Origin of the sequence: Pseudomonas sp. SORT22 (assembly GCF_018417635.1) — a bacterium.
Classification (GTDB): Bacteria; Pseudomonadota; Gammaproteobacteria; order Pseudomonadales; family Pseudomonadaceae; genus Aquipseudomonas.
The window spans coordinates 2,290,220-2,314,410 of the sequence record NZ_CP071007.1; the positions used below are offsets into that span (position 1 = coordinate 2,290,220).

The 24,191-nt window shown below is 61.4% G+C and carries 23 protein-coding genes and 1 pseudogene; 17 read left to right on the plus strand and 7 right to left on the minus strand.

Going from position 1 to position 24,191, the window contains the following annotated elements; genetic code table 11:
• Positions 1-112: 112 nt before the first annotated feature.
• The 9 genes from JYG36_RS10675 to JYG36_RS10715 all read left to right on the plus strand — a co-directional run bounded on the left by JYG36_RS10675 (position 113) and on the right by JYG36_RS10715 (position 5,855).
• Complete coding sequence (locus tag JYG36_RS10675; protein WP_213603866.1) at positions 113-556, plus strand: hypothetical protein; 444 nt, start codon at positions 113-115, stop codon at positions 554-556.
• A gap of 136 nt (positions 557-692) precedes the next feature.
• Positions 693-866, plus strand: coding sequence for a YhfG family protein (locus JYG36_RS10680; protein WP_156160163.1), 174 nt, complete (start codon positions 693-695; stop codon positions 864-866).
• A gap of 389 nt (positions 867-1,255) precedes the next feature.
• Positions 1,256-2,164 carry an NAD synthetase gene (locus tag JYG36_RS10685; RefSeq protein ID WP_213603868.1) on the plus strand — a complete coding sequence of 303 codons (909 nt, stop codon included), beginning with the start codon at positions 1,256-1,258 and terminating at the stop codon, positions 2,162-2,164.
• A 26-nt stretch (positions 2,165-2,190) separates the two neighbouring features.
• The gene (locus JYG36_RS10690) at positions 2,191-2,598 is read left to right on the plus strand and encodes a hypothetical protein (RefSeq protein WP_213603869.1); all 408 of its coding nucleotides are present in this window, start codon (positions 2,191-2,193) and stop codon (positions 2,596-2,598) included.
• Between the two features lie 542 nt (positions 2,599-3,140).
• Positions 3,141-3,572, plus strand: a complete 432-nt coding sequence (locus JYG36_RS10695; RefSeq protein ID WP_213603870.1) for a hypothetical protein — start codon at positions 3,141-3,143, stop codon at positions 3,570-3,572.
• Positions 3,573-3,645: 73 nt separating this feature from the next.
• Positions 3,646-4,065: a hypothetical protein gene (locus tag JYG36_RS10700; RefSeq protein ID WP_213603871.1), complete on the plus strand. Its 420-nt coding sequence runs from the start codon at positions 3,646-3,648 to the stop codon at positions 4,063-4,065.
• A 1-nt stretch (position 4,066) separates the two neighbouring features.
• Complete coding sequence (locus JYG36_RS10705; RefSeq protein WP_213603872.1) at positions 4,067-4,477, plus strand: hypothetical protein; 411 nt, start codon at positions 4,067-4,069, stop codon at positions 4,475-4,477.
• Positions 4,478-4,520: 43 nt separating this feature from the next.
• Positions 4,521-4,958, plus strand: a complete 438-nt coding sequence (locus JYG36_RS10710; RefSeq protein WP_213603874.1) for a hypothetical protein — start codon at positions 4,521-4,523, stop codon at positions 4,956-4,958.
• A gap of 30 nt (positions 4,959-4,988) precedes the next feature.
• Positions 4,989-5,855 (plus strand): hypothetical protein, encoded by an 867-nt coding sequence (locus JYG36_RS10715; protein ID WP_213603876.1) that lies wholly within the window; start codon positions 4,989-4,991, stop codon positions 5,853-5,855.
• Between the two features lie 77 nt (positions 5,856-5,932).
• Here the strand turns inward: JYG36_RS10715 and JYG36_RS10720 are convergent, their stop codons facing one another.
• Positions 5,933-7,270 (minus strand): ferredoxin reductase family protein, encoded by a 1,338-nt coding sequence (locus JYG36_RS10720; RefSeq protein WP_213603878.1) that lies wholly within the window; start codon positions 7,268-7,270, stop codon positions 5,933-5,935.
• 293 nt (positions 7,271-7,563) lie between these two features.
• Between JYG36_RS10720 and JYG36_RS26595 the strand changes: the two genes are divergently transcribed.
• The gene (locus JYG36_RS26595; protein ID WP_249744419.1) at positions 7,564-7,896 is read left to right on the plus strand and encodes a YdcA family protein; all 333 of its coding nucleotides are present in this window, start codon (positions 7,564-7,566) and stop codon (positions 7,894-7,896) included.
• A 72-nt stretch (positions 7,897-7,968) separates the two neighbouring features.
• On the opposite strand, the gene JYG36_RS26805 is transcribed toward JYG36_RS26595, so the two are convergent.
• From JYG36_RS26805 to JYG36_RS10735, 4 genes and pseudogenes are all read right to left on the minus strand, one after another.
• A complete protein-coding gene (locus JYG36_RS26805; RefSeq protein WP_502937517.1) occupies positions 7,969-8,724 on the minus strand; it encodes a methyl-accepting chemotaxis protein in 756 nt (251 codons plus the stop codon).
• A 150-nt stretch (positions 8,725-8,874) separates the two neighbouring features.
• Positions 8,875-10,095 (minus strand): annotated as a pseudogene (locus JYG36_RS26810) (cache domain-containing protein); the annotation flags it as partial.
• A gap of 75 nt (positions 10,096-10,170) precedes the next feature.
• A complete protein-coding gene (locus JYG36_RS10730) occupies positions 10,171-11,559 on the minus strand; it encodes an APC family permease (RefSeq protein ID WP_093381219.1) in 1,389 nt (462 codons plus the stop codon).
• 257 nt (positions 11,560-11,816) lie between these two features.
• Entirely contained in the window at positions 11,817-13,019 is a 1,203-nt protein-coding gene (locus tag JYG36_RS10735; protein WP_213603882.1) for an MFS transporter, read from the minus strand.
• A gap of 97 nt (positions 13,020-13,116) precedes the next feature.
• Here JYG36_RS10735 and JYG36_RS10740 point away from each other — a divergent pair, with 97 nt between their 5' ends.
• Complete coding sequence (locus tag JYG36_RS10740) at positions 13,117-14,040, plus strand: LysR family transcriptional regulator (protein WP_213603884.1); 924 nt, start codon at positions 13,117-13,119, stop codon at positions 14,038-14,040.
• A gap of 24 nt (positions 14,041-14,064) precedes the next feature.
• On the opposite strand, the gene JYG36_RS10745 is transcribed toward JYG36_RS10740, so the two are convergent.
• The gene (locus JYG36_RS10745) at positions 14,065-15,486 is read right to left on the minus strand and encodes an aminotransferase-like domain-containing protein (protein WP_213603885.1); all 1,422 of its coding nucleotides are present in this window, start codon (positions 15,484-15,486) and stop codon (positions 14,065-14,067) included.
• A 445-nt stretch (positions 15,487-15,931) separates the two neighbouring features.
• Between JYG36_RS10745 and JYG36_RS10750 the strand changes: the two genes are divergently transcribed.
• Complete coding sequence (locus tag JYG36_RS10750; protein WP_045194356.1) at positions 15,932-17,350, plus strand: amino acid permease; 1,419 nt, start codon at positions 15,932-15,934, stop codon at positions 17,348-17,350.
• Positions 17,351-17,369: 19 nt separating this feature from the next.
• Here JYG36_RS10750 and JYG36_RS10755 read toward each other — a convergent pair whose 3' ends face one another.
• A complete protein-coding gene (locus tag JYG36_RS10755; RefSeq protein WP_371128644.1) occupies positions 17,370-18,263 on the minus strand; it encodes a LysR family transcriptional regulator in 894 nt (297 codons plus the stop codon).
• A 96-nt stretch (positions 18,264-18,359) separates the two neighbouring features.
• Here JYG36_RS10755 and JYG36_RS10760 point away from each other — a divergent pair, with 96 nt between their 5' ends.
• The 5 genes from JYG36_RS10760 to JYG36_RS10780 are packed head-to-tail and all read left to right on the plus strand — an operon-like array spanning position 18,360 to position 24,189.
• Positions 18,360-19,598, plus strand: coding sequence for a 3-hydroxyacyl-CoA dehydrogenase (locus JYG36_RS10760; protein ID WP_213603886.1), 1,239 nt, complete (start codon positions 18,360-18,362; stop codon positions 19,596-19,598).
• The gene (locus tag JYG36_RS10765; protein WP_213603887.1) at positions 19,595-21,358 is read left to right on the plus strand and encodes an acyl-CoA dehydrogenase C-terminal domain-containing protein; all 1,764 of its coding nucleotides are present in this window, start codon (positions 19,595-19,597) and stop codon (positions 21,356-21,358) included. The genes JYG36_RS10760 and JYG36_RS10765 overlap by 4 nt, the downstream gene beginning before the upstream one ends.
• A 39-nt stretch (positions 21,359-21,397) precedes the next feature.
• Positions 21,398-22,561, plus strand: a complete 1,164-nt coding sequence (locus tag JYG36_RS10770; protein WP_213603888.1) for an iron-containing alcohol dehydrogenase — start codon at positions 21,398-21,400, stop codon at positions 22,559-22,561.
• Positions 22,561-22,989, plus strand: coding sequence for an acyl-CoA thioesterase (locus JYG36_RS10775; protein ID WP_213603889.1), 429 nt, complete (start codon positions 22,561-22,563; stop codon positions 22,987-22,989). The genes JYG36_RS10770 and JYG36_RS10775 overlap by 1 nt, the downstream gene beginning before the upstream one ends.
• A 15-nt stretch (positions 22,990-23,004) precedes the next feature.
• On the plus strand, positions 23,005-24,189 hold the full coding sequence (locus JYG36_RS10780) for an acetyl-CoA C-acyltransferase (protein WP_213603892.1): 1,185 nt from the start codon (positions 23,005-23,007) through the stop codon (positions 24,187-24,189).
• The last annotated feature ends 2 nt before the right edge of the window (positions 24,190-24,191 follow it).

A 24,191-nucleotide genomic window follows, 5' to 3' on the forward strand; every position in this document is an offset into this window, starting at 1 on the left:
ACCCCATGAACGACTCAAGGATAAGCGGGCTTGGCGCGAGCCCGTCGCAGTACTTTGGGGGAAGCAGTGCTGTACAGTCAGTAGCGCTTAGTCTAGTCGAGGGAAGTGAATCGTGATCAGTCAGGCCCAGATGTGGGTATTTATTCGTCGATTCTACCCGTGTTTGATCGGTACATACCTATTGGCACTTTTCGCTACGGCAATGGCTACATTAAGCGTAATCAATACCTATTTTTTGAAGCACGCCTACGAGTCAGAGCTTGCGATGGGCATGCTGGCGGTCGGTACGCTGGCGATCACGTTAGGGACCTTCATCCTGATTCGTGGTTGCACTTGGGCGGTATGGATGATTGTTGTGCTGCTGTTTGTTTGCTTCCTTGCCACGCTCTCAACCTACGGTTGGTCATCTCATATGCTTCTGTTTGTGGCCTCATTGACTGCATCCTTGCTCGGCTTGCTAATCATCAACAGCCGACGTTACCGCCAAATGTGCAAACGTGTGTTGGTCATACGCAGGATGCGGAATCGATGGCTAGCAAGCGGTGATACAGTATGATTGGCAAGGTAAGCAGTACAGGCTTGATCGCGGGGCAAGCCCGCTCCCACTCTGGCCGACAGCGGTTAGAGGGAGAGGGGATGGCCGTTCCTGGAGTTGTTACTCGGCGTCATTGCCCAGCCATGAGGTCAGTCCTTTGAAAGCGCCAAGCTTGCACGCCAAGAAAGCCCATTGCGCCAAGACACGTCAGTCCAATTATTCGGCCAGCCTGCGTCTCGCAGGCATCGATGTCACACCGGATGATGCTGAACGCAAGCTACCTGCCCGTGAAGCGATCCTCGAAGCCTATCGACAACAAGCCAAGGGCTAATTCTGGATCAGTATGGGGTAGGTCAGGATCCATACCGCTATACCGGTATGACGATTCAAGACGGCACTCTGCTACGCGCTTAAGATTTGTTCGAGTGTCTGGCATGACTATTGGCACGACTTAAACCGTGTGCATAGCAGACGTTTGTCGTATCACTCGTGTACACCGGTCCAGGATATCGGCAACTAGCAATCTGATGGGGCACGATCATTCAAGCATAAAAAGATGCGTCCTACGCCCCCTTCGTTTACTTCCTCTTTTGAGCGTGTAGGACGACACACACAGCAAAAATACACTTCTGAAACGTTGATTTTTAGCTGCTAAAACTAGGCCGCTCAAGCGCCTGCAATCTTCGGGTTTGCAGGCGCTTTCACGTTTCAGGAGACCCCATGAACGACTCAAGGATGAGCGGGCTTGGCGCGAGCCCGTCGCAGTACTTTGCGCGCCAGCGGATTGAAAGCCTGGTCAACGTGCCGAGGCTGTTTGCAGCGATTGATGCCGATCCTGGGATCGTCGGCGCAGGGGTGGTGTACATCGATGCGGACTACAACGTGGTGACGTTGCGGGAGTTTCGGCCGATTTGTAGTGTGTTGACTAAGCGGGTGGTGTTGCAGGAGGTGAAGCGGTATTTGACGCCTGAGCAGTATGTAGACCAGGCCATGCGCACACCTCGGGAGTCACGGGTGTGGTGGGAGGCGGCAGGTGCGGCGCCAGCGTGTATAGGTCTGATTATCAGTGCCGTGGTGATACTCAAGGGCGGCATGATGACAATGTTTACGGGGCCTTTGGGGTTAATGGTGTCCGCTGCCGGTATTTCAAGTATTGTCGCAACCGGGCTCCAATGTGGGATCGGTCTTCACAGGGTTTATCAGGAAGTGGTCAACCCAGAGCTCAATGACCTGCTTGATCAGCAAGGTTGGTATCGTACAGCCGTACCCATACTTGATGTGGTTTCACTACTTGGCGTGGTATCAAACGCGCTGAATACGGTGAGATTTCTCCTGGTGCGCAAAGCAGCAACGGGCGTCAACTGGTATGAAATCACCAGAACCTTGAGTCGACAGCAGCGCAAGGCGTTGACTACCGAGCTGTTGTTAATCAAACATCCTTCTCTGACGGCTAAACAGCTCAAGCTGGCCCAACATATGGGTACTATTCAAAAGCGCTACACACCGACAGAGCTCAAACACTCGACTACAGCAATGATCCGAGACTCGATTTCAGGTGCTCTTGGCGTTGCGGGCAGTAGTAACGTTCAAACCATAGCATTGAGCCTGTTTGAGGAGCCTGAACAGTGAGACCTGTCGTAAACATACGAACCTTCATGCGCCGCTATTTTCCTCTACTGATCACGGCATATTGCCTGACCATTTTTGCGTGCTCTATAGCATCAGCCAATGTAATCAACGCTCATTTTGTGGCTCATCCACAAGTGTCGGGAATCTCGCTTGGCATTATTGCCGTGGGGGCCTTGGTCACCAGTGTGGGGAACTTCATTGTGATTCGGGGGTTGTCGTGGGGCATCTGGATCATCGCTGTTTTATTGGTAGTATGCTTGCTGACGACGCTGGTGACTTTTGGCGGCTCTCCTTACAAATCTGTAGCTCTGGTGTCGGGTTGCATTCCTCTGCTCGCGTTGTTCCTGATTAATAGCCGACGATATCGACAAATGTGCAAACGTCTGGCTGTTGTCAGGCGCCAGCGAGCGCGTGGCGCGTGGCCGTTACTTTGAGCCGTGTGGTAACTGAGAAGAAGTATATGATCAGCGCCGAGCTATGGAACGCATTCGTGCGTCGGTTTTTTCCAAGGATGTTAGCTGCTATGTTTTCAACGATCGCTTCCTTCACGTTGGCAACGCTCAATGTCTTTGATGTCTACCTTTCAGGCTTTCCACATAAAGTGGAATACGCCTTTATCCTGCTTTCCGTTGGGGCCGTTCTACTAAGCATCGGGCAATTTTTTGTCATCCGAGGGCGTGTTTGGGGTGTGTGGGCAATGGTTGCACTTTTGTGCGGTTGTCTACTAGCGAGCCTTTCAACCTACTATCGTTCCTCGTATAAGCTGTTAGTGACAATCTCCGTTTGCTTTCCACTATTTTCTTTGCTGCTGAATAGCCGGCGCTATCGTCAGATGTGCAAACAGTTGGTAGCTATACGCCGGATGCGGATTCAAGGAGCCGCTAGTAGGGGCGTCTGTGAAAAATTATGACGACTGTATTCGCTTCACCAATTCCTGCTCGTACGTTTTTTGGGGGGCTGAAAAATTAATTCATTCGTGAATGTTCGTACCTTTAGGCGACTCTATTTCCCGCGACTGATCTCAGCAATCTTGCTAGCCACCGCTTCCTTCTCGTTTGCCACTTTGAATGTAACGTATGCCTTCTTCCATAATCATCCCTATGAAAATGAATACGCTGTCGGCTCGGTAGTGACTGCCGCATTTTTGCTGTCCTATGGCAGCTACGTCCTTATTCGGGGGCGGGTATGGGGAGTCTGGGTGATCGTCGGGCTTCTATTGGCTTGTCTTCTCGCCGTGATTTCAACTGTTGAGAGAACGCCTCATAAGCTGTTTTCCGTCTTTTCTCTATTGGTTCCGCTGTCGACGCTGCTCGTGATCAACAGCCGAAGATTTCGCCAGATGTGCAAGCGTGTGGTGGTCATACGCAGGATGCGGAACCGATGTGTGGCGGGCGGTGCTAACGAATGAATGACGAGGCAATTTTTGCTGGTCGCATCGCGGGGCAAGCCCGCTCCCACCGTGGCAGGTTGGAGGTGGCGAGGTGACGCTCCTCCCTGCCGTCGTTGAACGGATGAAGCGATATTTTTCCCGTTTCGTCACCGGGTTTTTTCTTACAGGTTTTTCCATAACATTTGCAATGGTGCACGTCCTTGGCGTTTACGTGCATGACATCAAACGATTATTGCTTGTGTTACTGGCAGCTACATTCGTGTTGTGTGTGGGCCATTTTATGTTGCTACGCGGCTTTACTAGCACGGTCTGGATCAGCGTCACATTTGTTGTGATCAGCCTGCTGGCAACGCTCTCGACATACGGACCCTCCACCCACCGGATGTTTTTCGCGGTGTCGTTGGCTACCTCCTTGTCTGCCCTGCTCACGATCAACAGCCGCCGTTACCGGATGATGTGCAAACGCCTGGTGGTGATACGTAAGCAGCGTAAAAAGTGGAGAGTCCGCTGAGATGAGCATGGCTTCGCGGTTTTCACAGCGCTACTTCCCCGTATACGCCGCAGCATTGATGCTGAGCTGTTTTTCCTTCTCACTGGCGATAGCACTCGCGAGCCTGCTTCATTTCAAGACCCATCCCGACTTACCCGAGTACATCATTTCTTCACTCGTGGTCTGCTCTTTGCTGCTGAGCGTGGGCAACATGCTTCAGCTTCGAGGGCGGCGCTCCGGCATGTGGCTTGTCGTCATGGTGCTTGGCGCGTGCATGTTACTAACCCTTTCCACCTATGGTCCCCGCACGCCCATGCCACTTTTTACCCTAGCGCTGTTGGCACCTTTGCTGGCTCTGCTTTTGTTCAACAGCGAGCGCCACCGCGAGATGCGACGGCGGCTGATGAGGTTGCGGCAGAGGGAAAACCGATGAAGAGACGAGTCCGTTTAGCAGGTCTGGCAAGGAGAGCGACCCTGTGCTAGATCTAGCGCAATTGCCGGCCTTCATACGGCGCTACTACCCCACGCTGTGGAGCGGATTTTTCCTAGCAGTCATATCTCTCACCAGCGCATCCATCCGCGCAGGTGAGACCATCTTCGTAGGCAACCCCGCCGAGCCCGGATACATCGTCGCTTTTATCATGCTGGGATCATTCACCCTCGGCATCGGCCAATTCGCTGTAATACGCGGCTACTCATCCGGAAACCGTGCAGTAGTCGGGCTGTTGCTCGTTTGTCTGATTGCCGGCGTGCTGACCTATCCCTTTGCTCACGATGCACTCCTGGCAGTGGCTTCAGTAATTGCCCCCTTGTTGGCGCTGTTGGCGTATAACAGCCGCCGTTATCGAGAAATGAGCAAAACCCTGTCGGATATCCGGCGCAATCACTTAAATCCTGTGTCTGGCAACCGATAAAATCGAACCCTCACCCTCAAAGGTTCACGGATGAATCACCAAGAACAAATCAACGCCTGCCTGCGCCGCAATTTCCCGCTGCTGACTTTAAGCTGGTTGCTGTCAGTTGCTTCCCTCATGAGCCTGATGCTGGTGATTAACGGCGCACACTCTCTGAGCGCCATGAGTTCATCCGACATCCTGCGCGGCGTGAAGAACGGCGTGGTTATCCCGACCCTGCTGCACCTCTTGCTGGTGTGGGGGAGCACGCGGTTGATCTGGTGGTTGGTGGCACTGCTGGTGTGCTGCTTGCTGGTCGCTTTGGGGATGTATGCCCAGCGTCCACCTGGGCTGGTTTGTTACCTGGCGCTTTTCTGTCCCCTGGCCGGCCTGCTGGTGTTCAACAGCCAGGGCTATCGGCGGCTATATGCAAGGTTTGTCGAGATCAGCAAGGCTCCGCGGGCCAAGCGCTTGCCGGGGCAGCCTGTGGATGTGTTGCGGTATCCGGGGATGGCGGCGTTTTTAAGGCGCTACATGGGCCGATCTTTCGCCGCGTTTTTCTTGACCATGGCCTCTATTGCGCTGGCAACGGTGCAGCTGGAGTACGCCTACTTTGCCGGGCATCTCGAGAACATGGGGTATGTGCTGATTGTGATTTTGCTCGGGGCGGCGGTGTGTGGCGTAGGCGCTGGTCTGATCGCTAACGGTTTTGCCTGGGGGGTATGGTGTCTCGTTGCGGTTGCGGTGACGAGTCTGCTGATGGCCATCGCCAGTTTGGGAGCCGGTCTCCATCTGTTTTTTTCCGCGACGTCGATTGCACTGCCTGCGGTGGCGCTGGTTTTGTTGAGCAGTCACCACCATCGGCAGTTTTGTAAGCGTTTTGCTGTGGTTATGCGGTTGCGTAAGGCTGGTCGGTAATGTGCTGGCCTCATCGCGGGTCAAGCCCGCTCCCACACGGTTCGGCGATGCTGGTGGCGGCTGCGCCCGCCTGATCGTCAGCGCATCTGGAACAACTCCTGATGGAAGTCTTTCGGCTTCAGCCCATGGGCTACCAGGTCGTCACGCAGGGCCTGGCCAAAGTCGGCAGGGCCGCAGTACCAGAAGCTCGCCTGCTGCCAGTCGGCAATTTCCTTGCGCAGGCGTTCGCCACTGAGCCGGCCATTTTGGCCAGACACACACAGGTGCAAACGCACGCCGGCCGCGGCCGCGTCGGCGCGCAGGTTGTCGATGGCGTCGGCAGCATCCGCGCCGCACGGGTGGAACAGGTCGATACTGTGTTGCCGGTCCGGCTCCAGCGCCAGTTGCTTGAGCCGGGCCACGAAGGGGGTGATGCCAATGCCGGCCCCAATCCAGACCTGCCGGGGCTTTTGGTCTTCGAAGGTGAAGCAGCCGTACGGGCCTTCCACTGTCACCGGGTCGCCTTCTTTCAGCCGCGTTGGCAGCCGGCGGGTGTGGTCGCCCAGGCCTTTGGTGATAAAGCGCAGTTGCGCCGCTTGCGGGTCCCAGGCCGAGGCGATGGTGTACGGGTGCGGCCCCTCCGACTCGGACGAGGTCACAAAAGCAAACTGGCCAGCCTGGTGCCCGGGCCAGCCCGCTTGCAGGGCGATGTGGGTTTCCAGCAGGTTCGCCTGCGGGTAGTGGATCAGGGTCTGGATCTGGCCCTGGACCTTGCGCTGCTTGCCGATGCGCTTGAACAGTGCCTGGAGCGCTGCCAGCGTGCCGCCGACCAGCAGCAGTGCGGTGACGATGCCGATGGGTTGCAGCCAGTAGTCGAACTTGAGCAGCACCACGGTGTGGAACACCAGCACCAGATAGAGCGCCGCCAGCACCGTGTGGGTCTTGGCAAACCAGTGGTACGGGAAGCGCTTGACCAGGGCCAGGATGATCAGCACGCCGATGGCGTAGAACGCCCATTCCCCCAGGGTTTCAGCCAGGCCGCGCTGGCTGCGCAGCGCCTGCTCGATCGCGCCGAGTTCCGGCGCCGCGCCGCCGCCCTTGGCCGGCTTGACCAGCCAACCCCAGCCGACCGCCCACTTGGTGCCCTTGGCCCAGACCCAGTGCACGCTGGCGAATATCAGGGCGCTGATGCCGAGCCATTTGTGCAGCCGGTACATTTTGTCGAGCCCGCCCAACAGCGGTTCCGGGCGGCGCGGGCGCACGGCCAGCATCATCGCCACGCTCATGGCGGCGATGGCGATGACGCCGGTGTATTGCACCAGCACTGAACGTAGCGAGAAGTAAGTCAGTGGGGTGGGCACAAAGGTATCTGCCAGTGCCCATAGCAGGGTCAAGCCGATGAACAACGACCACAACACTATCTTGATGCGCTTCAACTCTACTCTCCACCGTGAATGGTGTAGACATTCTCGGCATTAAACGGGCAGTTGCGGGCATCTGTTGATAGGTTAACTGGTTAAATATTGATATAGATCAATCGGTTAGCGATTAAAGTGAGATTTTCCGCTGGACTTTGCTGTGAACGTTACTCATTACGCCTTTAGCGGATCGCCACCGGGTTGATAGTCGACGGGGACAATCAGCTTTGCCCTGGGAGCACGGATGGCCGGGTTTTGCTGAGCTATGGCAACGCTGATAGCATTCGGCCATATTCTACGGAGGGAATGCTGTGGCACGTTGTTTTTACGGGCGGCTAGGGTTGGCCCTGGTACTGGTGTTGGCGGCGTCCACGGCGTTGGCGGGCAACACGCCTTGCTCCGGGCGCAAGGGGGGGATTGCTGGATGTGATGGCGATCTGTTTTTGTGTAATGACGGGTCGATCAGTGCTTCTAAGAAAAGTTGCTCGGCGACCATGGGTGGCAGGGCGGCTCGGCCCGCGCTACAGCCGTTGCGCGGGGCAAGTGAGGGCTGTGGCTGTGGGACCGGGAGCTTCTGCACGGGGCCGCGGGGTGGGGTGTACTGCCTGACGCCCAGTGGCAAGAAGAGTTATCGGCGGCGGTGAGATCGTGCATTGGCTGCTGGTCTCATCGCGGGTCAAGTCGAGTCGTCGCACCGCCGCTCCCACAGGGGAGCGCTACACCCGGAACATCTGCATCAACCCCTGCTGATGATTGGCCAGGCGGTTCAGCGCCTGGCTGATCTGCGCCGATTCTTGCGCCTGCCCCGACAGCGACTCGGTCACGTCGCGAATCCCCGCTACGTTGCGGTTCACTTCTTCGGCCACCGCGCTTTGCTCTTCGGCCGCCGAGGCGATCTGCAGGTTCATGTCGGTGATCACCGTCACCGCTTCGCCAATTCGCTGCAGCGCCGGTAGCGCCTGTTCGGCCTGGGCGACGCTGTCCTGGGCCTGGCGGTGGCTGCTGTGCATGGTGTCGACCACTTCGCGGGTGCCTTGTTGCAGGCCTTCGATCACCACGCGGATTTCGTCCACCGAGTCCTGGGTGCGTTTGGCCAGGTTGCGCACCTCATCGGCCACTACCGCAAAGCCGCGCCCGGCCTCGCCAGCGCGGGCCGCTTCGATGGCGGCGTTGAGGGCCAGCAGGTTGGTCTGCTCGGCGATGGCGCGGATCACTTCCAGCACCGAGCCGATCTGCTCGCTGCGGCTGGACAGTTGCTGGACTTCTTGCATGCCGGCGGTCATTTCATTGGCCAGGCGTTCGATCGCCTGGGTGGTGTTGCGGATCATGCTCAGGCCTTCGCGGCTGGCAAGGTCGGCGCCGCGCGCAGCTTCGGCGGCTTGCGCGGCGTTGCGGGCGACATCCTGGGCGGTGGCGCTCATTTCCTGGGAGGCGGTGGCCACCTGGTCGACTTCGCGGTATTGCTGCTGCATGCCGGCGCTGGTCTGGCTGGCAATCGCCGCCGATTGGTCGGCGGTGCTGCGCGCGTCCTGCACCGAGGCTTTGACGTCGGCAATCACCGGTTGCAGCTTATCGAGAAAGCGGTTGAACCAGTGGGTCAATTCGCCGAGTTCGTCCTTGTTGGCGTAGTCCAGGCGCCGGGTCAGGTCGCCTTCGCCGCTGGCGATGTCCTTGAGCATCGCCGCCACACTCAGGATCGGCCGGGTCACGCCACGGGCGGTCAGCCAGATCACCACCAGGCCCACCAAGGCCGCCGCCAGGGCCATCAGCAGGCTGCTGAGGTTGGCACTGCTGTTGTGCGCATCCAGGCGCGCGTTGAGTTCAATCGCCGGCGCTTGCAGTACCTGTTCGGGCACTTCCAGCAGCACGCTCCACGGTTGTGCGCCGGGCACCGGGGCGAACGACTGGCTGACCTGCAGCACGCCGTTGTCGCTGAACTCAGCCGCCTTGCCGGCGTGCATCTGCGCGGCCACGGCGCTGGCCTGCTGGCCGAACACTTGCTCGAATTTCTTGCTTAGCTGCGCGGCATCGCGGCTATGCCCTGCGAGCAAACCGGCGGGGCTGACGATGCTGACCTGGCCGTTGCCGTCGAACAGCTCCTTGCGCCCGTCCAGGCTCAGTTGCTGCAGGTTGTCGAGGCTGATGTCCAGGCCCATGACGCCGACGATCTTGCCGTCCTGCTTGAGCGGGAAGGCGATGCTGGTCATCAATGGCGTACGGTCGCCGACGCTGTCGAAGTACGGATCGACTACACAGGCTTCACCGGTTTCCAGCGGGCAGGTGAGCCAGCGGTTGTAGGCCGAGCCGTTGGCCGACAGGCTGGTGTCGGCAAGCATCGACTCGGGCATGGCTTCAGACTCCAGCTCGCCGGGCTTGGGCTGCGACCAGTACAGCGAGAAGCGTCCGTTCTCGTTGCTGCCGACCGCGGCCTGATCGCTGAAGGCGCTGTCCTTGCCGTCCAGGGCGTTGGGCAGGAACACCAGGTACAGGCCGAGCAGGTCGGGGTTCTTGCCCAAGGCCTTGCGGGTCTGTTCGGTCAGGTCGTGGCGCAGGTTGTCGTTGCCTTGGGCCTTCAAGAACATCACCAGTTGCGCGACGCCATCGCCATACAAATACGCATCGCGAAAGTAGCGCTGGATATTCGCCGCCTGCAGTTGGGCCGAGGTGTGCAGGCGCAGCCGTGCGTTGTGGTCGAGCATCTGCGTGTTGGCAGTGTTGACCAGCGCGGCGCTGCGGCTCGACTGCATCAGCGTGGCCGCCATCAGCACCACCACGATAGCCAGCAGGCACAGGCCGGCGAGCAAAGTGATCTTCCATTGAATCAGCAGGCGGCGCAGCAGCATGAGGGCGTCCTTGTTCTGTCGGGTTGTTGAATGCACAAAGCCCGTCAGTATCGACGGGCTGTTTCCTACGGGCAGTTACTCGGCAATGAAGCTGGGCGGTGCAACCCTGAAGGCTTTGGTCAGGTACGCCAGGTACAACACCCCCAGCGTCGCCCACACCCCGCCGAACAGCAGCGAGTGGCTGTCCAGGTCCAGCCAGAGGATGGCGATGATACAAAAGCCGATGGTCGGCACCACCAGGTACTTGAGCTTGTCCAGCCAGGTCTTGTTGCAGCCCTCGCGCAGGTAGCAGTGCACGATCACCGAGAGGTTGACGAAGCTGAAGGCCACCAGCGCGCCGAAGTTGATCACCGAGGTGGCGGTCACCAGGTCGAAGAAGATCGCCGACAGCGAGATCAGCCCGACGATGGCGATGTTGATCACCGGGGTTTTCCATTTGCCGTGCAGGCGGCCGAAGTAGCGCCGCGGGATGACGTTGTCGCGGCCCATGACGTACAACAGGCGCGACACACTGGCTTGCGAAGCCAGGCCCGAGGCCAGGGTGTTGATGAAGGTGCAGCAGATGAAGATCGACTGGAACAGCTTGCCGCCGACATACAGGGCGATTTCCGGCAGGGCCGCTTCGTGGTCCTGGAACCGGTCCATGGTCGGGAAAAACGCCTGGATGTAGTAGGACACGACGATGAACACCAGGCCGCCGATCAAAGCAATCAGGAAGATCGCCCGTGGGATGACTTTCTGCGCGTTCTCGGTTTCTTCCGACAGGGTGGTCACCGCATCGAAACCCAGGAACGAGAAGCAGAGGATGGTGGCGCCGGCGACCAGGGCGTTGAAGTGCGTGCCTTGATCGGCAAACGGCAGCAGGCTCCACGAAGTGCCGAGTCCTTCGCCGCTGTGCAGGCCGCGTATGGTGAGGTAGATGAACACGCCGATGATCAGCGCCTGGATGGCGACGAACAAGGTGTTGAAGTTGGCCACCAGGTTGATGCTGCGCATGTTGATCAGGCTCATCACCGTGACGAAGCCCACCACCCAGACCCAGGCCGGCACCTCGGGGAACATCACCGACAGGTAGAGCTTGGCCAGCAGGGCGTTGACCATCGGCAGTAGCAGGTAATCGAGCAGCGACGACCAGCCGACCAGAAAGCCCACGTGTGGGTTGATTGCCCGGCGCGTGTAGGTATAGGCCGAACCAGACTCGGGAAAGCGCCGAACCAGCACGCCATAACTGACCGCGGTGAAGAGGATGCCCAGCAGCGCCAGCACGTAGGCGCTAGGCACATGCCCATTGGTGATGCCGGAGACGATGCCGAAGGTATCGAACACGGTCATCGGGGCGATGTAGGCCAGGCCAATGATGACCACCTGCCAGAGTTTCAGGGTCTTTTTGAAGTGTGCGTCCGCTGCGGAGTCGAGAACCGTTCCTGTGTTCTGCTGGTGTGCTGCACGCGAAGAGACTGGCATGGATGGCGCTTGCCCGTAGGGTTTGAAATTATTTTTATGAAGGTGAGGCAGGGAGGGAAAATAAGAAGAGTGACAGAGGTGTGTCAATTAAATTTTCACAAAGTGTTTCGGGGTTGCGCCGGTTTTTTGCCGGGAATCTACTTTTTAAGGCTCTATTTCAATGATTTTTGCGAGGCGCGTCTGTTGATAAAAACAGACGGTTTTACGTTGAGTATTGCAGATCACCGATTTTTATCGGTGATCTGCAAGGCCATTACTCAGGTAGTAGCAGCACTGAACTGCCCACGCTTGCCACGCCAAACCAGCCAGGCCAGCGGCAGGTGCACCAGCACCGCGGCGGCGACACCAGCCCAGGGCGTCAGAGCCAGCTGGCCGTGGGTCACCAGGTAGCTGCCGGCGGTTTCGCCCAGGGTGATGCCGAGGTTGAACGCCGAGATGTTCAGCCCCGAGGCGAAGTCGACGGCCTTGGGCGTGTAGCGCTCGGCGGTGCTGAGCATCCCGGCCTGAAAGCCCGGGGTCATGCCAAAGGCCAGCACGCCCCAGATGAACAGCACCACGACCATGGCCACTTGCGATTGCAACGACAACGCCAGCAGCACCATGATCCCGGCCAGCAGCACGAACAGCAGGCGCAGGGCGCGCTGCCAGCCGAGTTTGTCGGCCAGGCGGCCACCGGCCAGGTTGCCGATCAGGGTGGCGATGCCGAACACCACCAGCAGGCTGCTGGCCGTGGAGGAAGAAAAACCGCTGATGTCGGTCAGAATCGGGGTGATGAAGGTGAAGGCCGCAAAGCTTGCGCCAAAGCCAAGAATGGTCACCAGCATCATCGCCCAGATCGCCGGCTGGCCCAGCGCCGCCAGTTGCGTGCGGATGCTGCCGGCGTCACCGGCCTTGAGCGCCGGCAGCCACAACACTGTGGCCAGCAGTGCAACGGCGCTCAACCCGGCGACGGCGAAAAACGGCAGGCGCCAGCCCATGGCGTTGCCCAGAAAGCTGCCCAGCGGCACGCCAATGACCATGGCCAGGGTCAGCCCGGCAAACATGATCGCAATCGCCTTGCTGGCCTGGCCCTTGGGCGCGAGGCTTGCGGCCACGGTGGCGCCGATGGCGAAGAAGCTGCCGTGGGCCACGGCGGTGACAATCCGCCCGATCAGCAGCGTGGTGTAGTCGCTGGACAACGCCGACAGCAGATTGCCGCCAAGGAACACCGCCACCAGGGCGAACAGCACCGGCTTGCGCGGCAAGCGGCCGAGCAGCAGGACGATAAACGGCGTGGCGATGGCCAGGGCCAGGGCATACAGGCCCACCAGGCCACCGGCAGTGGCCAGGGGTACGCCAAGGTCTGCGGAAATCGCTGGCAAAATGCCGACCACGATGAACTCGGCCACGCCAATGGCAAAGGCCGTCATGGCGAGTACGAACACCCCGGGATGGATGCGTGTAGAAGCGTTGGAAGTCATGGGAAAACTCGCAAGTGGGATCAATGGCGCCCACGATACGAGTACAGGCTGCTGTGATGTAGACTGGTGGAATTCAAATCATCTGTGAATTGAGTTCATGTATAGCCGTATCAAGGACATCAACCGTTCCGGCGAGATGCAGGTGTTCAGCGAAGTGGTCGGCGCCGGGACCTTCTCCGAGGCGGCGCGGCGCCTGGACATGACCCCATCGGCAGTCAGCAAGCTGGTCGCGCGCCTGGAGCAACGCCTCGGCGCCCGGCTGTTGTTGCGCTCGACCCGGCGCCTGGAGCTGACTGCCGAAGGCGAGCGCTTCCATGCCGACAGCCTGCGCATTCTCGAGCAGATCGATAACGCCGAACGCGATGTGGCCAATGCTTCACGGCCGAGCGGGCTGATTAACGTCAACAGTAATCTGCCGTTCGGTTTGCATTGCCTGCTGCCGCTGGTGCCGCAGTTTGTCGAGGCTTACCCGCAGATCATCCTCAACATCGAGCTGACCGATACCGTGGTCGATTTGCTTGAGCGACGGGCCGATGTCGCCATTCGTTCCGGGCCGATGAAGGCCTCGAGCCTGGTGCAGCGTCATCTGGGGCGCAGTCGCTTGCGCACTGTGGCGGCGCCGGCCTATCTGCAACGCATGGGCACGCCGCAAACGCCGGAGGACTTGCTCCGGCACAACCGCCTGGGTTTTGGCTTTCATCGCCAGTCACAGGCGTGGGTGTATCGCGATGGGCAGGGGCAGCGGATTGAGGTGGAGCCTGAAGGCAACCTGCTGCTCAACGATGGCGAAAGCATGCGCCAGCTGGCCCTGGGCGGCGCGGGGATTGCGCGGCTGGCGGACTTTCATGTTGGCGCCGATATCGAGGCGGGGCGCCTGGTGCCGCTACTCGAAGCGTTTGAAAGCGCAGAGGTCGACACCCTGCACGCGCTGTTCTTCGGCCCCGGCCGACAATTGCCGCAGCGGGTGCGGGTGTTTATTGATTTTCTCGTGGAGAAGCTGGATTCGCGGTTTTTCCAGTGATCGACGGCAAAGCGGTAGCAGGCATTACTGTCCGCGCCGCCCATGCTTGACCAGCAACTTCTCAAGCTTCTCCCACAACGCAGGCTCGGTACTGAACGCCACGTTGAAGCGCATCCACCCGGTCGCTTGTGAGTCGACCATGAACAACTGCCCAGGGCCGAGCATGATGCCTTGCTCCAGGGCGTCGTCGACCAGCGCCGCGCTGTCGGCGATGGCCGGGTGGCGGGTCCACAGGTACATGCCTTCATCGCCTTCGATAAAGCGCTCGAAACCCAGCCGCGTGAGCTGTTCGCTGACCTGCTGCTGCGCATCGGCCAGGCGCTGGCGCAGGCGTTTGAGGTGCTTACGCCAGCGGCCGTCGGTGATGGCCGCGTACACCACCCGTTCCATCACCTGCGAGGTGGTCAGGCCCGAACGCATTTTCAGTTGCAGCAGTTGCTGCATCAGTTCGGGGTTGGCCAGCATGAAACCGACCCGCACATTCGGCGAGATGCTCTTCGAGTAACTGCCGACGTACACCACCTGCTGCAGGTGATCGAGGCTGGTCAGGCACGGCAGCGGCTCGTTGATCATGTCGGCGTAGAGGTTGTTTTCCACCAGGCGAAAGCCGTGGCGCGCAGCCAGTTGCAGCAGGCGGTGCAGTTGCGCCAGCGGCGTGCGCGAGGCGGTCGGGCTGTGCAGGTGCGGCTGGGTGAAGAACACCGTCGGCCGGTGGTGTTCGAGCAGCCGTTCGAGGTGGTCGAGGTCGTAGCCGTTGGGCGTGCGCGGTACGCCCAGAAGGGTCGCGCCCTGAAAGCGCAAAATGCTCATCAGGTTGGGGTAGCCGGGGTCGTCCACCAGCACCACGTCGCCCGGGCGCACCAGGGTGCGCACGGCCAGGTCCAGGGCCTGGCTGGCGCCGTGGGTGAGCATCAGCTGGTTGGGGTTGGCGACGATGCGCAGGTCCTGTTGCAGGTTCTGCGCGGTGAGGGTACGCAGTTCCAGCAGGCCCATGGGGTCGCCGTAGCCGCTCAGTTCCAGCACGCTGCTGGCGACCTGGCGCATGCCCCGGCGCAGGCCGTCTTCGAACATCCAGTCGTTGGGCAGCCAGCCGCAGCCGGGCTTGAACGCAAGCTGGCGGCTTTCGAAGATTTGCTGCAGGTACCACTCGGAGTTGAATTCCGGCTTGCCCGGCGCCGGCTCACTGGCCTGGCTTTCGATCAGCTCGACGGCCGAGCGGTTGACGAAGAACCCGGCATTGCCGCGGCTGACCAGCAAACCTTGGGCGACCAGGCGGTCGTAGGCTTCGACCACGGTGAATGTACTGACCGAATAGGTGGCGGCGAAGGCCCGGATCGAGGGCACCTTGGCACCGGGTTTGAGGGTCTGGTTCTCGATCAACTCCCGCAGCCCGTTGATGATCTGGTTGACCAGCGGGGGCGATGCGTCGGGTCGTAATTCAAGCATGGGGAAGCTGTGCCTTCAGGTGTGCGTAACGCCGGGCGCCTGCAGGAAAACGCGGTGTACTGCATCGGCGGCCTGTACAGTGCAGTGGATTTTTCATCGCGCTGTGCATGGCTCTATGTGTCGGACATTTTTACATTAGGGGTCTGTTATCGCTAGCTAAAGCACGTTGAAGCAGTATGAATAATCACAATGACACACATGCTTTCACCCTTGGGCACCGCCCAACCGCTCCTTGCGCACAGGTGGCACTGACCCGCCATCGCGCCATTGCACCGTTCAATCCGACCAGAGGTAATCCGCTGGCCCTGTGAGCAGCGTCGCCGACCCATGACTTGGGCCGGGCGATTGCGGCTGCCCGCACCTTTACCGATTCGAATGGGTGAGACCGCTGTAGCAGGCGGTGTCACGAGTTTCCTTGCATAAAAAGAACACGAGGTAGCTACTGATGGACGCAACATCCACATCCACTTCCACAGCGAAGGTGGAGCACGAGAGCAAGCTCAGCGCTTCGCTCAAGTCTCGCCACCTGACCATGATGTCGATCGCCGGGGTTATCGGCGGGGCATTGTTCGTCGGCTCCGGCAGTGTGATACACAGCGCTGGCCCTGCGGCCATCCTGGCCTACCTGGCCGGCGGCATCCTGGTGGTGCTGATCATGCGCATGCTCGGTGAAATGGCGACTTCATCGCCCGACACCGGCTCGTTCTCCACCTACGCCGAGCGCGCCATCGGCCGCTGGGCGGGCTTTACCATCGGCTGGTTGTACTGGTGGTTCTGGGTGATTTTGATGGCCTGGGAAGCCTACGTCGCCGGCAAGATTCTGCACGGCTGGTTCCCGTCGATCAGCGTCAACGTGTTCGTCCTGGCCACCACCCTGGTGCTGATCAGCGTCAACTTCTTCAACGTCAAGCACTACGGCGAGTTCGAGTTCTGGTTCGCCTTGATAAAGGTGGTGGCGATCATCTGTTTCCTGGTGGTCTGCGGGTTGGCGGTAGTCAACCTGTGGCCCACCGGTGAAGTCCACGGCCTGAGCAACCTCACCGCCCAAGGCTTCATGCCCAACGGCATGGAGGCGGTGGTGGTGGCCATGCTCGGGGTGATGTTCGCCTTCCTCGGCGCCGAAATCGTCACCATCGCTGCCGCCGAGTCGAAGAACCCGTCCGAGCAGATCGTCAAGGCGACCAACTCGGTGGTCTGGCGGGTGTGCCTGTTCTACGTCGGCTCGATCTTCCTGATCGTCGCCCTGGTGCCGTGGAACGACCCGCTGATGGGCACCTCGGGTTACGGCTCGTACCGTCGTACCCTGGAGCTGCTGGGTATTCCGGGTGCGGAATTTGTGATGAACTTCGTGGTGCTGACTTCGGTAAGCAGCTGCCTGATCTCGGCGCACTACACCGCCTCGCGCATGCTGTTCTCGCTGTCGACCCGTGGTGATGCGCCGTCGTTCTTCAAGATCACCCGTGCCGGTACCGGCGTGCCGGTGTTCTCGATCATCGGTTCGTGCTCGGTGGCGGTGTTCGTGGCCCTGATCAACTTCAGCGAAACCCTGCGCCCGAAAGACGTGCTCGACGTGCTGATGAACACCACCGGCATGATCGCCTTGCTGGTGTACCTGGTGATCGCCTTCTCGCAACTGAAGATGCGCCGCAAGCTCGAAGCCGAGGGCAAGCCGATCCGCCTGAAAATGTGGCTGTTCCCGTGGCTGACCTACCTGGTGATCGTGTTCATCATCGGCTGCCTGGTAACCATGGCCTTTGTCCCGGACTACCAGGTGCTGGTGTTCTCCACCGGTGCGGCGGCGATTGTCGTGGCCCTGATGGGCGCGGTGTTGCACGTGCGGGCGGCGAAAAAAGCGCTGTCCTGAAGCACCCGCGATTTGGCCCTCAAGTTACCCGCAAAATCTCCCCCACCAACCAGCCCAGCGCGCGGTCCTGCCCGCGCTGGGCCAGGTGCACCAGCTCAAGCTCGAACGCCTCCAGCGCAAACGGCAAGTCATGCAGCTGCAACGGCAGCAGCGTGGCGAAGTGACGTGCCAGTTGCGTCGGCAGCACCACGCACAAGTCCGACGCCGCCACCAGGTGCGCCGCCTGCAGGTAGTTGGGCGTGGTGTAGACGATCTGCCGCGCCAGGCCTTGTTCCCCCAGCCATTGATCGACCATGCCGCGGGTCTGCCCGCCATGCACCCAGAGGTGGCGCAGACGCAGGAAGGTGTCCAGATCCAGTGCGCCGTTCACCAGCGGATGATCCTGGCGCAGGGCAATCTGCAAGGTCTCGTTGCGCCAGTGATGACGGGCAAAGCGCGCCGGAATTTCATCGAAGCGTCCCAGCACCAGGTCCAGCTGGCCACGGTCGAGGGCATCCACCGGCAGGCTTGGCGCCAGCGGGGCGATGTCCAGGCGCAGGTTCGGCGCGCGCTCCTGCAGGCGGCGCAGCAGGCCGGGCATGCACAGCTGTTCGACGAAGTCGGTCATGGCAATGCGAAAGGTCTGCCGGCTCAGGTGCGGGTCGAAGCTTTCACCGACATTCAGCGTTTGCTCGATCTGCTGCAGCGCCGAGCGGATCGGGCCTTCCAGGGCCAGGGCCTTGGGCGTCGGTTGCATGCGCCGGCCGATGCGCACCAGCAGCGGGTCGTCGAGCAGTTCGCGCAGGCGCGCCAGGGCGTTGCTCACCGTCGGCTGGCTGAGGGCCAGGCGCTCGGCGGCGCGCGAGACATTCTGCTCGCGCAGCAGCACGTCGAGGATGCGCAGCAGGTTGAGGTCGAAGGTGGATATATTCATATTGCAAATATCACACATATGAAAATGAAATTTCTCAAATAGTAGGCAGCTGCTTAGGGTGTCGGCAATCCTTCTTTTCGACTTAGGGGTGCCGGTGTGAGCAACGACTTCGATGTGCAGCAGGCCGCAGTGATAGGGGCGGGGACCATGGGCCGGGGGATTGTCATCAGCCTGGCCAGTGCCGGCATTCCGGTGTTGTGGCTCGATGCCAGCGCACAGATGGTCAGCGCCGGCCTGAAGATGGCTGCCGACACCTGGGCCCATCAGGTGGTCAAGGGCCGTATCAGCCAGGCGCAGGCCGAACAGAACCTGGCGCGCATTCGGCCGGTGGACGACTACGCAGCGCTGGCCGATGTCGACCTGGTGATCGAGGCGGTGTACGAGAACCTCGAGCTCAAGCAGGAAATCTTCCGCACCCTGGACCGCACCCTCAAGCCCGGCGCGATCCTCGCCAGCAACACCTCGGCGCTGGATATCGACGCCATTGTCGCCGTCACCCAGCGCCCGCAGCAGGTACTGGGCCTGCACTTTTTCAGCCCTGCGCACATCATGAAACTGCTGGAAATCGTTCGCGGCCAGCACACCTCGGCGGCCGTGCTCGAGCAGGCCAAAATCTTGGGCCAGCGCCTGGGCAAGATCGCCGTGGTGGCTGGCAACTGCCGCGGCTTTATCGGCAACCGCATGCTTAAAACCTATGCCGACGAGGCGCGCAAGATGCTCCTCGAAGGCGCGCTGCCCCACCAGGTCGATGGCGCCTTGCAGGCGTTCGGTTTTGCCATGGGCCCGTTTCGCATGTACGACGTGGTCGGTGTCGACCTTGAATGGCGCGCGCGCCAATTGGCCGGGCAGGGCATGGACAGCCCGCTGGTGCAGGTCGACAACGCCCTGTGCGAGCTCGGCCGCTTCGGTCAGAAGGCCGGCCGTGGTTACTACCAGTACGCCGAGGGCAGCCGCGAGGCCGAGCACGACCCAGAGGTCGATGCCCTGATCGAGCGTGTTTCTGCCGGCCTGGGCTATCGCCGCCGGCTGATCAGCGCCCCGGAAATCGTCGAGCGCAGCCTGCTGGCGCTGGTCAACGAAGGGGCGAAGATCCTCGAAGAGAACATTGCCGCCAACAGCCACGACATCGATCGGGTCTACCTCAATGGCTACGGCTTCCCGGCCGCGGTTGGCGGGCCGATGCGCTGGGCTGACAGCCAGGGCCTGGCCTCGATCCAGGAACGTCTGGAGCGCCTGCAGCGCATGCTGGGTGAACATTGGCGGCCAGCGCCGCTGATTGCCCGCTTGGTCGCCGCCGGCAAAGACTTTGCCGTTGTCCAGGAGGGCCGGGCATGAGCTATCAGGCACCGCTGCGCGATATGCGGTTCGTGCTGCACGAGCTGTTCGATGTCAGTGGCCATTGCCAGCAACTGGGCAACGGCCTGGACCGCGAAACCATCGATGGTGTACTCGAGGAGGGCGCCCGTTTTGCCGCCGAAGTGGTCGCACCGCTGAACCGCAACAGTGACGAGCAGGGCTGCCGCTTACAGGACGGTCAGGTGACCACGCCCGATGGCTTTCGCCAGGCCTACAAACGCTACGTCGAGCAGGGCTGGGCGAGCATGACCGGGCCGCTGGATTTCGGCGGCCAGGGTTTTCCACAAATGGTTTCGGCCAGTTTTCACGAGATGCTGATGGCCGCGTCGCTGTCTTTTCGCATCTACTCCGGGCTCACCGAAGGCACGGTGCTGGCGCTGGATCGCCATGGCAGCGCCGCGCTCAAGCAACGCTACCTGGCGCAACTGGTCAGCGGTGAATGGACCGGCACTATGTGCCTTACCGAGCCCCAGGCCGGCACCGACCTGGCCCTGTTGCGTACCCGCGCCATGCCCCAGGCCGACGGCAGCTACCAGCTCAGTGGCAGCAAGATTTTCATCAGCGGCGGCGAGCAGGACCTGAGCGCCAACATCATCCACCTGGTGCTGGCGCGTTTGCCCGACGCACCGCCCGGGGTCAAGGGCATCAGCCTGTTCCTGGTGCCCAAGCGGCTGGTCAACGCCGACGGCACCCTCGGCGCGCGCAACGCTTTGAGTTGCGGCGCGCTGGAACACAAGATGGGCATCAAGGGCGCCTCCACCTGTGTGATGAACTTCGACGGCGCCAGCGGCTGGCTGGTGGGCGAGGCCAACCAGGGCCTGGCCTGCATGTTCACCATGATGAACGACGCACGCTTTCAGGTCGGCCTGCAGGGCCTGGGCATTGCCGAGGCGGCGTTCCAGGGCGGCCTGGTATATGCCCGCGAGCGCTTGCAGTCGCGGGCCATCGGCGGCGCCAAGGCGCCGAACAAAGCCGCCGACCCGATCATCGTCCACCCCGATGTTCGGCGCATGCTGCTGACCCAGAAAACCCTCAGCGAAGGCTGCCGCATGCTCGCCGCCTACACCGCGCGCCAGCTCGATCTTGAACACCATTGCAGTGCTGCAAAACGTCGCGCCGCCTTGCTGATCCCGATCGTCAAAGCCTTCTTCACCGACTGCGGCCAGGAAGTCGCCAGCCTCGGCGTGCAGCTCTACGGCGGGCATGGCTTTATCCGCGAGTGGGGCATGGAGCAGTTGATGCGCGACAGCCGCATCACCCAGCTGTACGAGGGCACCAACGGCATCCAGGCCCTGGACCTGGTTCGCCGCAAGCTGCTCGGCGATGGCGGCAGTGAGCTCAATGCGCTGATCGATGAGCTGGCAACGCAGGTAAACCAGGCTACCCGTCAGGCGCAGATGGCCGAGCGGGTAGGGCAGTGCCTGCAGCAGTGGCGGGCGCTGGGCGAGTCGGTGTTGCAGGCCTGCCGCCACGACCCGGAAGAGATCGGCGCGGTGTCGGTGGATTTTCTCGCCTACTCGGCCTATGTGTTGTTGGCGGCCTTGTGGCTGCAAGCGGCAGAGCGCGCCAGCGCGGCCCTGGCGGCCGGTAGCAGCGAGGCGGCGTTCTACCAGGCCAAGCTGCAGGCGGCGGACTTTTACCTGCGCAGAGTCTTGCCCCGTGCTGGCGCCCACCGTGAAGCCTTGCTGGCCGGTGCTGGTTGCCTGATGAGCCTGCCGGAGTCCGATTTCGCTTTCTGATTTACCTGCGGGCATCACAACAACAACGAGGGACGCCGCATGCACTCATTCAGTTTTGCTACCACCGCGCAGATCCTCTGCGAAGCCGGCGCCGCCTTGCGCCTGGCCAGCCTGTGCCGCGAGCGGGGGGCGCGGGCGGTGTTGATCGTCACCGACCCGGGCATTGCCCGCCTGGGTTTGCTCGAGCCGCTGCTGCCCGCTTTTGCCCAGCACGGCCTGGCCGTAGAGGTGTTCGACCAGGTGCAGGCCGACCCGCCGCAAGCCTGTGTGCTGGAGGTGGTGTTGCAGGCGCGGGCGATGCACGCCGACCTGATCGTCGGCTTTGGCGGCGGCAGCTCCATGGACGTCGCCAAGCTGGTGGCGCTGCTGGCGCACCCGCAATGCCAGCAACTGCTCAGCGATATCTATGGCGTCGACCAGGCCCGTGGCCGGCGCTTGCCGTTGATCCAGGTACCGACCACCGCCGGCACCGGTTCGGAAGTCACCCCGATTGCCATCGTCACCACTGGCGAGCACAGCAAGATGGGCGTGGTCTCCAACCTGTTGCTGCCCGATCTTGCGCTGCTCGACGCCGACCTGACCCTCGGCCTGCCGCCAGCCGTTACCGCTGCGACCGGCATCGACGCCATGGTTCATGCCATCGAAGCCTACACCAGCAAGCTCAAGCGCAACCCGTTGTCCAACCTGCTGGCCCGCGAGGCGTTGAAGTTGCTGGCGGGCAATCTTGACCAGGCGGTGCACAAGGGCAGCAACCGCGAGGCGCGCCAGGCCATGTTGCTGGGCGCGTGCCTGGCCGGTCAGGCGTTTGCCAACGCGCCGGTGGCGGCGGTGCATGCGCTGGCCTATCCGCTGGGCGGGCATTTTCATATCCCCCACGGGCTGTCCAACGCCCTGGTGCTGCCCCATGTGCTGCGCTTCAACGCTGAAGCGGCGGCGCCCCTGTATGCCGAGCTGGCGCCGCTGCTGCTGGGTGAGCGCCTGCGCGCCGGCGATGTGCACAGCCTCACCGCGCAGTTGATCGATGAGCTGGCGGAACTGAGCCCGCGTTGCGGCCTGCCGAGCCGTTTGCGCGATGCCGGTGTGCCTGAGGGCAGCCTCGAACAGCTGGCCCGCGATGCCATGCAACAGCAACGCCTGCTGGTCAACAACCCGCGCGAGCTCAGTGAAGCCGATGCCCTGGCAATTTATCGGGAGGCGTTCTGATGGAGCAGCCCGGGCGCGAGGCCTTTAGCCACTTCCAGCCGATCACCACGCGCTGGCACGACAACGACGTCTATGGCCACGTCAACAACGTCGTTTACTACAGCTTTTTCGACAGCGCGGTGAACAGCTACCTGATCGAGCACGGCGGGTTGGATATTCACCAGGGTGAAGTGATCGCCTTGGTGGTCAATTCCAGCTGCGATTATTTCGCCTCAGTTGCCTTTCCCGAGCGCATCGAGGTCGGCCTGGCGGTGAGCAAGCTGGGCAACAGCTCGGTGCACTACCGCCTGGGCATTTTCAAGGCCGGGAAGCCGCAGGCCTGCGCAGTGGGGCGCTTTGTTCACGTATTTGTCGAGCGCGCCAGCAACCGCCCGCTAACCATCCCTGAACCCCTGCGGGCGGCATTGGGCCGTTTGCGTTGTGACTGACTGGAGTACATCGCCATGCAAGACGCCGTAATTGTCTCAACCGCGCGCACGCCGATTGCCAAGGCTTTTCGCGGCGCCTTCAATGACTTCAAGGCTCCGTCGATGAGCGCCGTGGCCATTCGCGCGGCGGTCGAACGCGCCGCCATCGAGCCCGGCGAGATCGACGACCTGGTGCTGGGCACCGCCATGCAAAGCGGCACCGCTGCGACCAACCTGGCGCGCCTGTCGGTGCTGGCGGCGGGCTTGCCGCTGTCGGTCAGCGGCCAGACCATCGACCGCCAGTGCGCCTCGGGGCTGATGGCGATTTCGATTGCCGCCAAACAGATCATGGTCGACGGCATGCAGGTGGCGATCGGCGCCGGCCAGGAGCAGATCAGCCTGGTGCAGAACGCCCATATGCAGGCCGCAGCAGCCGAGCAGGACGCAAGCGTAGTGCGCATGGCCGAGCATGCCTACATGCCCATGCTGCTCACTGCCGAGCTCGTCGCCAAGCGCTACGGCATCAGCCGTGAAGCCCAGGATGCCTATAGCCTGCAATCCCAGCAGCGCACGGCAGCAGCCCAGGCAGCGGGGCTGTTTGCCGATGAGGTCGTGCCGGTCAGCGTGCGCAAGAAAGTCGTCGACAAGCTCAGCGGGGCGATCAGCTACCAGGACGTGCAGCTGACCCAGGATGAAGGCAACCGCCCGCAAACCACCTTGGCGGGCCTGCAAAACCTGACGCCGGTGCGCGAAGGCGGCTGCATCACCGCCGGCAACGCCAGCCAGTTGTCTGACGGTGCCAGTGCCAGTGTGCTGATGAGCGGGACGCTGGCGGCGCGTAGCGGGGTCAGGCCACTGGGCCTGTATCGCGGCATCGCCGTGGCCGGCCTGGCCCCCGAGGAGATGGGCATCGGCCCGGTGCTGGCGATCCCCAAGTTGCTGCGTCAGCACGGTTTGCGCGTCGATGACATCGGCCTGTGGGAAATCAACGAAGCCTTCGCCTGCCAGGTGCTGTATTGCGCGCAAATCCTGGGCATCGACCCGGCGCGGCTCAACGTCAATGGTGGCGCCATCGCCATCGGCCACCCCTACGGCATGAGTGGCGCACGCATGGTCGGCCATGCCTTGCTCGAAGGCCGGCGCCGTGGCGTCAAGTACGTGGTGGTGAGCATGTGCGTGGGCGGCGGCATGGGCGCCGCCGGCTTGTTCGAAGTGCTCTGAAA